This window comes from Microbulbifer mixtoriginis (SeqCode), from assembly GCF_052468275.1.
In genome coordinates this window covers 301,474-313,061 of record NZ_CP174341.1, presented here as the reverse complement: position 1 = coordinate 313,061, position 11,588 = coordinate 301,474, and the positions used below count along the sequence as shown (strand labels likewise).

The following is an 11,588-nucleotide window of genomic DNA, read 5'->3' as shown; positions in this document are numbered from 1 at the left end:
TTTTTGGAATTGGTGCCCAGGAGAGGACTTGAACCTCCACGACCGTTAGGTCACTAGCACCTGAAGCTAGCGCGTCTACCAATTCCGCCACCTGGGCAAATCAACGTGTGCTCCGTTGAGGACGCGAACTATAGAGATCTGCAGGGGGAGTGTCAACGGTTTCTTAGCGCTTATTTCAACATTTTACCCAAAGGTCTGGAAATGTGCTGAAATCGCTTATAATGCGTTCAACAGCGGCGAAACATTGAACAAAAACTCTCTACCTCCGCCGCCTGCCTTTGACCGGATAACCTCCGGAAGCCGCCTCAATGGGCGGTTATCTCAACAACGGATGCTGTTTTGACACACAAAAATACTTCAGGCCCCCTCAACGCTGACCCTCATGCCCAGCGAGAGGCGGAAAAATATGAAAAGCCTATCCCCAGCCGAGAATATTTGCTGCAACTTTTGGAGCAGCAGGCGGAACCGGTGCCCTGGGAATTTGTTGCCAACCTTCTTGAATTAGAGGATGAAGACCGGCGTGAAGGGGTGCGCCGACGCCTAATCGCCATGTCCCGAGATGGCCAGATTGCCAGCAATCGCTCCGGTGATTTTGGTGTGCTGGACAAAATGAGCCTGGTTCGTGGCCGCGTTATTGGCCACCGCGACGGTTTTGGTTTCGTTGTGCCCACGGATGGTGACGGCGATTTATTTTTGTCCCATCGACAAATGCGCAAAGTCTTTGACGGCGATGAGGTGCTGGTGCGGGAGACTCCCGGCGGCTTTCGCGGCAAGCGTGAAGGTGCCGTGGTTCGGGTAATCAAGCACAATACCGAACAGCTGGCTGGGCGCCTTTACCGGGAAAATGGTATCTGTTTTGTGCGGCCCGATAACCCCCGCGTGAACCTCGATGTGATGGTAGCGGCAGAAGATGCCGCCGGTGCCGAACACGGCCAATATGTCGTGGTAAAAATTGTCACACAACCTGGGCGTGACCGCGTACCCCAGGGGGAAGTGCTGGAAGTGCTCGGCGACCATTTGGCACCGGGCATGGAGATCGATGTCGCGATCCGCAACTATGGCATCCCCCATATCTGGCCCGCGGCCTTACAGGCGGAAGTGGATGCCATTGCCAATGAAGTGCTGGAAGAGGATAAAAAAGCGCGGGTTGATTTGCGCCAATTACCCCTGGTCACTATTGATGGTGAGGATGCCCGCGATTTTGATGATGCAGTTTACTGTGAGCTTTTGCCTGACAACAGTTGGAAGCTGCTGGTAGCCATTGCCGATGTGTCTCACTATGTGCGCCCCGGCTCGGTGCTCGATGAGGAGGCCCATAGCCGTGGCAACTCGGTTTATTTTCCCGACTTTGTCGTGCCTATGCTGCCGGAGAAATTGTCTAATGGGCTCTGCTCATTAAATCCGGAGGTAGACCGCTTGTGTATGGTGTGCGAGATGCACATTGATCGCAGCGGTGAAATTACCGATTACCGTTTCTTTGAAGGTTTGATGCGCAGTCATGCGCGTCTGACTTATACCCAGGTAGGGCAGGTATTAGAAGAACGGGACAATCGCGATAGTGGTCTGCGTAAGCAGTTTGCCGCACTGGTTCCACATCTGGATAATTTGCACGATTTGTACCTGGCGTTGCGCAGTGCCCGCGATCGGCGTGGGGCGATAGATTTTGAAACCACCGAAACCCGTATTCTGTTTGACAGCGAACGCAAGATTGAGCGCATAGTGCCGGTTACGCGCAACGATGCGCATAAACTGATCGAAGAGTGCATGTTGGCGGCCAATGTCTGTGCGGCGGATTTAATGGAGCTGTCGGAATTACCGGCTCTCTATCGTGTGCACGATGCCCCGAAAGAAGAAAAACTCAGCAACTTGCGCGAGTACCTCGGTGAGCTGGGATTGCGACTGCCCGGTGGCTCGGAGCCACAGCCTGCGGATTTTCAGGCGTTACTGGAGCAGGTCGAGGGCCGTGCGGATGCCCATATAATTCAAGTGATGTTACTGCGTTCCATGAATCAGGCGGTCTATCAACCGGAAAATCGCGGCCACTTTGGCTTGGATTATCGCGCCTATGCCCATTTCACCTCACCCATTCGCCGCTATCCCGATTTGCTGTTGCACCGTGCCCTGCGCTGGCTAATTCGCAATGGTAGTGCCAATGAAGCCGCAGTGGTGCAGAAGGTATACAGCGTGCCGGGTGCCAGGCCCATCGATCGACAGCAGATACTGCCCTACGATATGCCGGCGATGTTACAGCTCGGCGAACAGTGTTCCATGACTGAACGCCGTGCAGACGATGCTACCCGCGATGTGGTTAGCTGGCTCAAGTGCGAATATTTGCAGGATCATGTGGGTGAAGTTTATTCCGGCGTAATTAGTGCGGTAACGGGGTTCGGCTTATTTGTCGAGCTTAATGATCTTTTTGTTGAGGGGTTGATCCACGTGACCGCGCTGCCAAAAGATTATTACCGCTTTGAGCAGGCGCACCAGCGTTTAATCGGCGAACGCAGTGGCAAACGCTACCATCTAGGTGACTCAGTTAGCGTTCAGGTGGCGCGGGTCGATCTTGAAGAGCGCAAAGTAGACTTTATTCTCGAGGAATTGGTGCCGCGTCAAAAGGCCTCCCGTGCTAAGAAAGAAACGACTAAGGTCAGTGCCCGCGCGATGGAAATGGCTGTAGAGCATCAATTGGAGCGGGAGCGGCGCAGCAAGCAGAAAAAAGACAGCAGCCGTAAATTACATGCCAGCCCCTGGGGAAAGCGCGCAGAAACCTCAGCGGAAGTAGCGCCTATTCGCAAACGTAAGGTCGGCTCCAAAGAAGCGGTCCCTGTGGCAGAGCTGACGGAGGATAAGCCCAGTACGAGCAAGAAAAAATCAAGCGAGGATGCCGACAAGCAAAAAACTGAGGCGCCGGCAAAGCGTCGCGGAAGCAAGCGCACTCCCACACGCAAAGGCGGTAAACGCCCAGCGGTAGCTGCGCGCAAGGCTGCACAGAAAGCAGAAAAGGCCAAAACGCGTAGCGGCAAAGTTAAAAAGAAGAAGAAAGCTTCTTCTACCAGTAAAAAGAAAAAGTGATTGAGGCATAAGTTGAGCCAAGAATTGGTATATGGCCTGCACGCGGTGCAGGCTTTGTTAAAGGGTTCTCCACAAAATGTGCAGGAGCTGATGCTATTGCGTGGGCGCAAAGACCAGCGCCTGCAAAAAATTATTCAGCAGGCGGAAAAAAATGATATCGCACTGCGTTTTGTCGACCGTCGCACTCTGGATGACAAGGTGGAAGAGGGCGCTAATCACCAGGGGGTAATCGCTCTTTGTGCGAGTAAAACTCAGGTTCTGGATGAGAAATTTCTGTTTGGCATGCTCGAAAAGCTGGACCAGAAAAGTGAGGCGCCATTTCTCTTGGTCCTGGATGGCGTGACCGACCCCCATAATTTGGGTGCCTGCTTGCGCTCAGCGGAGGCTGCCGGGGTACATGCGGTGATTGCGCCCAAGGATAAATCCGCAGGTTTGACCCCGACAGCCCGCAAGGTGGCCTGTGGTGCGGCTGAGGTTTTACCCTTTGTTACGGTGACCAACCTCGCGCGTACCCTACAGCAGTTGCAGCAGGCTGGAGTGTGGATTTTTGGTGCGGCAGGAGAGGCTACTCAGGATGTCTACCAGTCTCAGTTGACGGGTCCTATGGCTTTAGTGATGGGTGCCGAAGGCAGTGGCCTGCGCCGATTAACCCGGGAGCACTGTGATCATTTAATTAAAATTCCGATGGCCGGTGAAGTCAGCAGCCTGAATGTGTCTGTTGCCACCGGTGTTTGTCTATTTGAAGCGGTGCGCCAGCGCAGCGCCTGATTTATTCTTTTTTTTTGATCTGTAAGTCCTGGTGATTACTGATGCCGGGACTTGCAGCATCCCGGCGTAACGCTTCACACGCAAACCTCTTTTTCCCCTCTATTTCCACTATTCACTGCTAGATTTTTTCCACTGTCACACAGCAATTTTACTGTGCAGCTTTCTATTTCATGCCGCGGGTGAAAAATTTGCGGGTAACTTTCCTTTGATATCCGGGAGTAGCGGTTTGTACGCCTGGCCCCAAAAATTACTGCGACGACGATCGCGTAATGCTCGTTTTGCTGAGTTGATACATCCACATATTCGCCAACTTTATCGTATGGCCTTTCGCTGGACAGGGAATCGCGAGGAGGCTGAGGACCTGGTACAGGATGTTTTGGCAAGCCTGCTGACGCGATCTGTAGCACTGGAAAAAATTCAGCGCTTAGGTCCCTGGTTAATCAAGGTGCTCTATCACCGCTATGTGGATCTCTACCGCCGACGCCGAAGCTCCCCCATTGATGAAGAGGTTGATTGGGAGACGGTGGCAAGCGGCACGCCAGAGAAGGGACTTTCTTCTCAGGTGGAAATGCAGCGCATTTTACTGCAGGCGCTATCGAAACTAGAGGTCGATTGGCGCGATACGGTATTGCTGCACGATGTAGAGGGGTACTCCCTACTAGAGGTGGCAGATATTTTGGGCATAAGTGTGGGCACGGTGAAATCACGCCTACATCGCGCCCATAAAAAATTAAAAAAATTGCTCAGTGAGGGAACTATTAGCGAGGGTCATCCGTGTTAGTAATCAGAGGAAAAGCCAATGCTGAAATATGACTCTGAAGATTTTTCCAGTGAGATGTTGTTACGTCACCAGCTCCGCGCCCTGCCGGTTGAGAACCCTGGCGATGACTTGGAAGAGCGTATCTTAAAGTCTGTCTTCACTGGGCAGGAAAGCAGTCAATCGCCTTCTTTATCAAAATTATTTTTTGACGAATACCGGCGAGTGGGACAGTTGGCTGTAGCTGCGGGTTTCTTCGTGGTCGTGACATTGGGAGTGATACTGACATTCTTAAAAGATACCCCGATGGATGTTGGGGCTGGTGATACGCAACAAGATGTCGAAGGCACTATCAGGCGGCCAGTGCACCTTTTACTGCACAGCAGTCGCCGGATGCCGGGGGCACTAATCAGGGTCGTCTTACCGGAAAATATGCAACTTGATGGTTATGCGAGCAGTCAGGTGTTGCAATGGCAAACGGATATTGCTGCAGGAAGTAATCGCCTGTCGTTGCCGGTGAAAATCCTCGGTGAAAATAGCACGGGGGAGATATTGATCGAAGTGGAATACGGTGGGGTGAGCAAGCGACTGCGTCAACGATTAACGCACTTGTGAAGCCGCCGCAATGTAGGGTTCGATAGCAATTTTTGTCACAACCTAGAGGTAACCAAGCGATGTGGAAACAGGGATTATTGGCGGCGGGTGTCGCAGCAGCAGTTATGTATAGCGGCCCTTTATTGGCGCAGGAGGCACCAGAAGACCTGGATGTCACTCTCACTGTGGTTGAGGAGGGGCAGGATGCGCAAGATGTGGTGAACAACATAGAGCTTCCGCCGGATATGCAGGAGGTGGCTGAGGAAACCATTGCGGCGGTAATGGAAGCAGTCGCGGCTACTGGGCAGGGCGCTGAACATAGTGAGGAAATTGAAGCAAGGATGCGTGAGGCCCTCACACGCCACCAGGAGTTGATTGCCAATGCGCGTCTCTCAGCAGAAGCGGCCAGGGAGGAAGCTCTGCGCACCGCTGAAGTAGCCAGGGAAAGTATCGAAGAGGCCGTTAAGAGTGCGATGAACGGTGCAGATATACAAGGCGTTATCGAGCAAGTGATGCAGGATATTCTTTCTAGTCTACCGGCGGATATTCGCGACCAGATTTCTATGGAGCTTGATGGAATGTTTGAGCAGGCTCAGGACAATTTACCCGATGGGCCAGATGCCTAATTAATTGGCACTGCAAAATTGATGACAGGGAATGTTTAGAGGTAATCCACAGTGCGAAATGGGCGAATCGGAATAGTGCTAATTACGCTGTTGGTGTTGATATCACCAGTATCAATAGCTGCAGAGTTCTTCAGTGAGGCTACGGAGGCTTTCAAGCAGGGAAAATACCGTAGGGCGCTTAAGTACTTTGAAATTGAGCGTGAGTCTGGCAATAACTCTGCAAAGCTCAGGTATAACATTGGCGTTACCTTGATGAAACTAGAGCGTTATTCGGAGGCCACGATATATTTTCTCGGCCTCCTGAATAATGCCCGCTGGAAGGATTTGGCCCGTTATAACTTGGCCATTGCCGCAGAGCGAAGTGATCGAGAATTGGTCGCACTTAAACATTACCGTATTGTGCGAGCAGGGGCGGCTACAGAAAAGCTGCGAGGCATGGCTGCGCGCCGTCTGCGCTTATTGGCAGAGGATCACCGTGGCGAACGTGAGAAACCCTGGCTGGCCACTGTCAGCCTGACGGTGGGCAATGATGACAACGCCTATGCGTTGCAAAATGAACTACTGGAAGAGGCCTCGATTGGGGATGACAATTACGCCGAGTTGTTTGCCTGGGGGCAATACCGCCTCAAGGGAACTGCTGGGAGTGGCTGGCGGGTGCAAGGTTACGGATTTGGGCGCAAATACAAGGAGTATGACAATCTCGATCTAGCCAGCGCCAGGGCGGGATTATTCCATGATCGCCGCCTGTTTGGTTGGACTGCAGAGATGGGATTTGCCGTCGAAATGGTGACCTTGGGGGGGGAGCCTGTCACACAGCAAGCACGGCTGTTGGGTAAAGTTTCAGGGAATTGGGGGCGCTCCAGAATTGTTTTTTCCTATAGTCCAGGTTACTACTTTGGTGGCGATGATTATGCTTATTTGGATGGCTGGCGCCAGTACTTTGACTTGAGTTGGCAGCGTTCATTATTTTCGACCGAGGCGAAGTTGTTTTATCGATTCGATTACAACGATCGTGAAGGGCAGGAGAAAGCAGAGGGGGATTATTATAGCTACTCACCGGCTCGTCATACTCTTGGAGGCACCCTGGTTTGGATACCTTCACCAAGATGGAATATCTCCACAGGGGTGGAGTATCGCAGTAGCCTCTATAACGAAAGCAATCGTATTACCGATAGCCAAGGTGATGTGGATCTCTATTTTAGAGAATCTGATCGAATGAGATCCTGGTTAGGAGCAAAGCTTCGTATTACCCCTAATCTCCATGTTAATGGGAAGTACCAATATATTGAAAATGAGGAGAATCGGGAATTCTATACTTACGACAAAAGTGAATATAGTTTAGGGGTCGGTTATAGTTTTTGATAGCTGAACTATTAAATCGCTTGGGGGCAAGGATGGCTCCCCCAAGCGCATCTGTAAATTTATAATGGGTATTGAGACGTTTAAGTTATTCCTTTTCGAGATTATTGATCTTTTTTATTGGATATTGGAGCCCAGGTTATTTAGATAGTTATAGTCCAGACTGTGTTCAAAGATTTGTTTTGGATGTTTTCCTTGGAATAACTTATTGGCCATGTTGCTATAAAGCGCATAACTCGATTGAAATAAAGCAGGTCCCCAGCTTAGCCTACGAATACCCGCTCGCCAGAAATGGGCGGGCTCTTCCATACCGGCTAGCAGCATTAAATTGAGTGGCATACTGATTTCTTGTGTTAGCTTTTGTGCGTCCGCCAGGGAGGTTAAACCAGGAATAAATCCTCCGTTGGCACCGGCCTCCCGGTAATCGGACAACCTTTGCATCACCTGTTTCAGTGAATCCTGGCTGTTCTCCGTACTGTTCAGGTAAATATCGGTCCGTGCATTAATAAAAAAGGGTCGCGCCTTTAACGTGGAGCGAATAGCCAGGATTTTTTCACGCAGCAGTTGTGGGCTTTCCCTGCCATCTTCGATATTGATGCCAGCTACGCCAAGATCACACAAGGTTGCAACTAACTCCGCTACTTGCCCGGGATCAGAGCTGTAGCCATCCTCAATATCAATGGATATCGGGACGCGGGAAACCCTCAAAATGCGCTTAACGGCGCTCAGGTGTTCCGATATTGGCATGCTGCTGCCATCGGCATAACCCAGTGACCAGGCCACAGCGGCGCTACTGGTAGCTAAGGCGGGAGCGCCGGCTGCTTGGCAGAGCTGTGCGCTAGCGGCATCCCAGATATTTGGAAGGACTAAGAGTTGGCTGCCTTCATGCAAAGCGTTGAATTGTTCGAAGTAATTAGTGGCCATTAAATTTCCCCTTGCGACGACTTATTGATCGAGTAACTGGGGTAGAAAATTACTTCGAGCCTTTTCTAACTTCTGGCCAAAAACGGAAGTGAATAGGGAAGGTGTTACTGTGAGGGGGTATTGCTGTGCTGGAAAATAAGCAGGAGTAGAAAAACTGGGGGTTGAATACCTGAAGAGTTCAGCTGCCTCGGCGCCACACTTTGGATGGCGCCAAGACCTGTATTTCCTCAGTAAGAGCCTGCTTGGTGTTGAGTCAACCAGCTGTCCACCTCGGCGATAATCGGACGTGGATTTTTGATCCAGCTTAGGTGGGGGTTGCCTTTCGGATAGGTGGCGGCCATCTCACGGGTCTCGCCATCTACGATAGCAGCCAGTTTGCGCGCAGCCTTTACTGGTGCAAAGGGATCGCCGGCCAGGGCGATATGAAGAGTGGGTTGGTTGCTGGGCTTGTGTTTTCCAAGGCGTTTTTCTGGAGCAAAGCGTCCACTGAAAATAGAGCGGGCCCAGTCTTTCATCAGTTTGCGCGCTTCACGCCAGCCAAAACCCATACGTGCGCCGGGGAAATAGCCGAGCAGACTCGAGGTGACACTCACTATTGAGGCAAAAAGTAAAATGGCGTACCTGTGCAGTCCGCTCCAGCTGCGGTGGTCTACATGGCCGGAGGCGATGGTGACAACCCTGGCATTGCCGGTCAGGCCGGCACGGGCCGCGAGAGTGCTAGTTTGGCCGCCGATACTGTGGCCGAGAATCAGGGCCGGGCCTGCGGGGAAGGACTCTTCCAGCAGTGCCAGTAGTTGCGGGATAAAGGCAAATACCAGGTCATCGTAGCCGTAGTCGGCATTGCGGTTGGGTCTCGGCAGGCTTTCGCCGGTTCCCGGCAGTTCGGTGATGGCGGTGCTGTAGCCGAGTCGCTGTAATTCCTTCAACAAAAGATGGTAGCGATTGGCGGGAACGCCCATGGCGGGAACCACCAGGACTAGTGGGCCTTCGCCGTTGCGAACGGTGGTGACGGGCACCTGGAAGGCGCCAAAACTAAGGTTGTGCGTTTCTTGGGGCATGGTACTTCTCCCTACAGAGGGAGGCACTATATGCCAGCTCGCCGTCACAAACCCATGACCAGAACGCGCAGTTCAGTGGCTGAATCTACACAAAGACAGGGTTTCGTTGGGCTAAGGCCCACGTTTGAACGGGTGGTCTCTGAGTGAGCAGTTGGAATAATTAGTTCACTTGTCCCCGAGCTGGAGAAGACACAGCCCACAAATAATTGATCAACTTGCAAGCAATCCCGCAACTGCCTAGAATACGCCGCCCGCAATGGGCTCGGTCTATCCGTGCCCGTTGTACTCCTTGCCTTACCGGACTGTCCGGAAGGCTGATTAACCCGTAAGGAGCTAAAATGCGTCATTACGAAATTGTATTCCTGGTTCACCCGGACCAGAGCGAGCAGGTACCCGGCATGGTGGAGCGTTATACCGCTGCCATCAAGGACACTGGCGGTGAAGTACACCGTCTGGAAGACTGGGGCCGTCGCCGTCTGGCTTACCCGATCAACAAGATCCACAAAGCCCACTACATTCTGATGAATGTTGAGTGCACCGAAGAAGCTCTGGAAGAGCTGACCACCAACTTCCGTTACAACGATGCGGTTATCCGTAATCTGGTAATCCGTGAAGACGAGGCGATCACCGACGAGAGCCCGATCATGAAAGCGGAAAAAGAAAGCCGTGAGCGCAAAGCTGCCCGTGCAGAGCGCACCGAGCGTCGCGAGCGCGCAGAAGAAGAGCAGTCCTCTTCTGACGCCGCAGAAGCTTCTTCCGATAACGCTGAAAGCGAAGAGTAAGGGGATTATCAGATGGCACGTTTTTTCCGTCGTCGCAAGTTCTGCCGTTTCACCGCCGAAGGTGTTAAGCGTATCGACTACAAAGATCTCGATACCCTGAAAGCCTACATCTCTGAGACTGGCAAGATTGTTCCAAGCCGTATCACCGGTACCAAAGCCAAGTATCAGCGTCAGCTGGCCTCTGCGGTCAAGCGCGCGCGTTACCTGGCCCTGCTGCCGTACACGGACAGCCACGAAGCCTAAGCCGCAGTTTGCTTAGACTCATTAATAGAGAAGCTATCTAACTATGCGCGCCGTAGCTGAGTTTATTATGCGCGGGCGCGTGCGGGCGGTGATCCTCACTATGGTGGGGATACCGCTGATAAGCCCGGCAATCCTCGCTCTAGTGAGTTTGCGCCGCGGCAGCAGTGAAGGCCTGATGGTTTTGGCCTGGGCACTGTTGCCGATCGTTGTTATGGGCATGAGCGGTCATGTACCACCACTGGTGACCGGTATTTCCGCCGGCCACTTTGCCGCAGTGTTCTGCGGCGCCGTGGCACTGCGCAGTAGCCGTTCATGGGTCGCCGCACTGTTCACTGTAACAGCGGCCTCGGCGGTGGGTATTTTGCTCACTTCTGCCTTCAGCGGCGGTTTGCTCCAGGGCTTTATGCAAGCGCTCGAAAGAGCGGCAGAGCAGCCCAATACGGTTCCGATGGAAGAACTGAAGCAGGTGTTCTCAGGCGAGTTGCAGATTACTGGATATCTGAGCCTGATATCGGCGATGAGCGCCACACTGGCTTTGGTTCTGGGGCGCTACTGGCAGGCGCTGCTGTACAACCCCGGCGGTTTCCGCCAGGAGTTTCACCAGTTGCGTATGCCGGTATGGCTGGCGGCACTGAGTATGCTGCTGTGGGTGGTGAGCCTGGTGACCCCAGGTTACGCCTTCTGGGGCGCGGTGATCGCCTTCCCCATGGTGGTTGCAGGTATCGCCCTGATTCACTGGCTGGTCGCCAGTCGCGGTTGGGGGATTGGTCCCCTGGTGGCGATGTACGTGATGCTGGTGATTGGTGGCTTGCCCCTGGCTGGATTCCTGTGTGGTTTGGCTCTGGTAGATAGCTGGATAGATATTCGCGGGCGCTCCGCAAAGTAGGCGCGCTCTGCACAATACAGAAATTGAGGAAACCGAGATGGAAGTTATTCTGCTCGATAAAGTAGGCAAACTGGGCAACGTGGGTGATCGCGTTGAAGTTAAAGCCGGTTTCGGCCGCAACTTCCTGCTGCCGACTGGTAAGGCAATTCCGGCTACCGCAGCCAATGTTGCTGAGTTCGAAGCCAAGCGCGCTGAACTGGAAGCCGCTGCAGCTGCCAAAATGGCAGAAGCTGAGAGCCGCGCTACCAAGCTGGCCGACCTGGCTGTAACCATCGCTGCCAACGCTGGCGACGAAGGCAAACTGTTCGGCTCTATCGGCACTCGCGATATCGCAGACGCAATTACTGCTGGCGGTGTTGAAGTAGCCAAGGCTGAAGTGAAGCTGCCGGAAGGCGCTCTGCGCGAAGTGGGCGAGTACGAAGTAGACGTACAGCTGCACTCCGACGTGACTGCTGTAGTTAAAGTCGTTATCGAAGCCGAGTAAGGTTTTGCCGACAAGCAGTTGGTGCCACAGGCGCCAGC

The 11,588-nt window shown here is 53.0% G+C and carries 12 protein-coding genes and 1 tRNA gene; 10 read left to right on the top strand and 3 right to left on the bottom strand.

What is annotated here, in order from left to right:
* Positions 1-10: 10 nt before the first annotated feature.
* Positions 11-97, bottom strand: a tRNA-Leu gene (locus ACJJIC_RS01470).
* Between the two features lie 242 nt (positions 98-339).
* On the opposite strand from ACJJIC_RS01470, the gene rnr reads away from it, so the two are divergent.
* The 6 genes from rnr to ACJJIC_RS01440 all read left to right on the top strand — a co-directional run bounded on the left by rnr (position 340) and on the right by ACJJIC_RS01440 (position 7,176).
* A complete protein-coding gene (gene rnr, locus ACJJIC_RS01465) occupies positions 340-3,069 on the top strand; it encodes a ribonuclease R (RefSeq protein WP_444908538.1) in 2,730 nt (909 codons plus the stop codon).
* 12 nt (positions 3,070-3,081) lie between these two features.
* A complete protein-coding gene (gene rlmB, locus ACJJIC_RS01460) occupies positions 3,082-3,837 on the top strand; it encodes a 23S rRNA (guanosine(2251)-2'-O)-methyltransferase RlmB (RefSeq protein WP_444908539.1) in 756 nt (251 codons plus the stop codon).
* Between the two features lie 226 nt (positions 3,838-4,063).
* Positions 4,064-4,618 carry an RNA polymerase sigma factor gene (locus tag ACJJIC_RS01455; protein ID WP_444899250.1) on the top strand — a complete coding sequence of 185 codons (555 nt, stop codon included), beginning with the start codon at positions 4,064-4,066 and terminating at the stop codon, positions 4,616-4,618.
* An 18-nt stretch (positions 4,619-4,636) separates the two neighbouring features.
* Positions 4,637-5,209 carry a hypothetical protein gene (locus ACJJIC_RS01450; protein WP_444908540.1) on the top strand — a complete coding sequence of 191 codons (573 nt, stop codon included), beginning with the start codon at positions 4,637-4,639 and terminating at the stop codon, positions 5,207-5,209.
* Between the two features lie 59 nt (positions 5,210-5,268).
* Positions 5,269-5,814: a hypothetical protein gene (locus ACJJIC_RS01445; protein WP_444891528.1), complete on the top strand. Its 546-nt coding sequence runs from the start codon at positions 5,269-5,271 to the stop codon at positions 5,812-5,814.
* Positions 5,815-5,865: 51 nt separating this feature from the next.
* On the top strand, positions 5,866-7,176 hold the full coding sequence (locus tag ACJJIC_RS01440; protein ID WP_444908541.1) for a tetratricopeptide repeat protein: 1,311 nt from the start codon (positions 5,866-5,868) through the stop codon (positions 7,174-7,176).
* 114 nt (positions 7,177-7,290) lie between these two features.
* Here the strand turns inward: ACJJIC_RS01440 and ACJJIC_RS01435 are convergent, their stop codons facing one another.
* Positions 7,291-8,097, bottom strand: coding sequence for an isocitrate lyase/PEP mutase family protein (locus ACJJIC_RS01435; RefSeq protein ID WP_444908542.1), 807 nt, complete (start codon positions 8,095-8,097; stop codon positions 7,291-7,293).
* Between the two features lie 227 nt (positions 8,098-8,324).
* A complete protein-coding gene (locus tag ACJJIC_RS01430; protein ID WP_444908543.1) occupies positions 8,325-9,155 on the bottom strand; it encodes an alpha/beta fold hydrolase in 831 nt (276 codons plus the stop codon).
* A gap of 338 nt (positions 9,156-9,493) precedes the next feature.
* Here ACJJIC_RS01430 and rpsF point away from each other — a divergent pair, with 338 nt between their 5' ends.
* From rpsF to rplI, 4 genes are read left to right on the top strand one after another with little or no spacing between them, the layout of a single operon-like run.
* Positions 9,494-9,937 (top strand): 30S ribosomal protein S6, encoded by a 444-nt coding sequence (gene rpsF / locus ACJJIC_RS01425; protein WP_252084250.1) that lies wholly within the window; start codon positions 9,494-9,496, stop codon positions 9,935-9,937.
* A 12-nt stretch (positions 9,938-9,949) separates the two neighbouring features.
* Positions 9,950-10,180 (top strand): 30S ribosomal protein S18, encoded by a 231-nt coding sequence (rpsR, locus tag ACJJIC_RS01420; RefSeq protein ID WP_108731487.1) that lies wholly within the window; start codon positions 9,950-9,952, stop codon positions 10,178-10,180.
* A 43-nt stretch (positions 10,181-10,223) separates the two neighbouring features.
* The gene (locus ACJJIC_RS01415; RefSeq protein WP_252084251.1) at positions 10,224-11,066 is read left to right on the top strand and encodes a hypothetical protein; all 843 of its coding nucleotides are present in this window, start codon (positions 10,224-10,226) and stop codon (positions 11,064-11,066) included.
* Between the two features lie 37 nt (positions 11,067-11,103).
* Complete coding sequence (rplI, locus tag ACJJIC_RS01410; RefSeq protein ID WP_444883547.1) at positions 11,104-11,550, top strand: 50S ribosomal protein L9; 447 nt, start codon at positions 11,104-11,106, stop codon at positions 11,548-11,550.
* Positions 11,551-11,588: the final 38 nt, after the last annotated feature.

Coding starts and splice junctions, on each gene's coding strand:
- ACJJIC_RS01415 (WP_252084251.1), top strand. CDS start 10,224: ATGCGCGCCGTAGCTGAGTTTATTATGCGCGGGCGCGTGCGGGCGGTG.
- rpsR (WP_108731487.1), top strand. CDS start 9,950: ATGGCACGTTTTTTCCGTCGTCGCAAGTTCTGCCGTTTCACCGCCGAA.
- ACJJIC_RS01450 (WP_444908540.1), top strand. CDS start 4,637: ATGCTGAAATATGACTCTGAAGATTTTTCCAGTGAGATGTTGTTACGT.
- ACJJIC_RS01430 (WP_444908543.1), bottom strand. CDS start 9,155: ATGCCCCAAGAAACGCACAACCTTAGTTTTGGCGCCTTCCAGGTGCCC.
- rpsF (WP_252084250.1), top strand. CDS start 9,494: ATGCGTCATTACGAAATTGTATTCCTGGTTCACCCGGACCAGAGCGAG.
- rplI (WP_444883547.1), top strand. CDS start 11,104: ATGGAAGTTATTCTGCTCGATAAAGTAGGCAAACTGGGCAACGTGGGT.
- ACJJIC_RS01435 (WP_444908542.1), bottom strand. CDS start 8,097: ATGGCCACTAATTACTTCGAACAATTCAACGCTTTGCATGAAGGCAGC.
- ACJJIC_RS01445 (WP_444891528.1), top strand. CDS start 5,269: ATGTGGAAACAGGGATTATTGGCGGCGGGTGTCGCAGCAGCAGTTATG.